General features: G+C 37.7%; 1 pseudogene. It reads right to left on the bottom strand.

The features are described from left to right. A pseudogene (locus tag E3E28_RS10865) lies at window positions 1-440 on the bottom strand (ATP-binding protein); the annotation flags it as partial.

Genomic DNA, 440 nt, shown 5'->3' with positions numbered 1-440 from the left:
TATTTGATTGAGAATCTCCTCGTTAGTTATAACATCCTTCTCCTTTTTTAGTATCTTCTCAATGTTTACAAGCTCAGCCCTAAGTTCCTTTTCTCTCCTCATAAGCTGCTCCATTTCTTTTGCATAGCTCTCAATTTCCAGAGTGTATTTTTTGATTAAATCTTCCCTATGCTCGTCTGTTAGTTCAGCTCCACAAACTGGACATTTGCCCCTAGCTTTCCTAAGCTCCAAAATAGCCTTGTTCTTCTCACTTGTGGCATTTTTTAACTCTCCCTTTTTCTCTCCAATTTCTTCGATCTCCCTAAGAATTTCCTCTTTTCTTTGCTTGGCGTTTTCAATTTCAGCTTTGAGCTTTTTGAGTTCATCTTCACTTAAGCTAAGCCTTTTTCTGAGGGATTCAATCGTCTTTTTAATTCTTAAGGCTTCATCATACTGCTTGG

The sequence above is a fragment of the Thermococcus sp. 21S9 genome, from assembly GCF_012027635.1.
In the GTDB taxonomy this organism is placed as follows: domain Archaea; phylum Methanobacteriota_B; class Thermococci; order Thermococcales; family Thermococcaceae; genus Thermococcus.
This window is presented reverse-complemented; position numbering and strand designations above follow the sequence as displayed.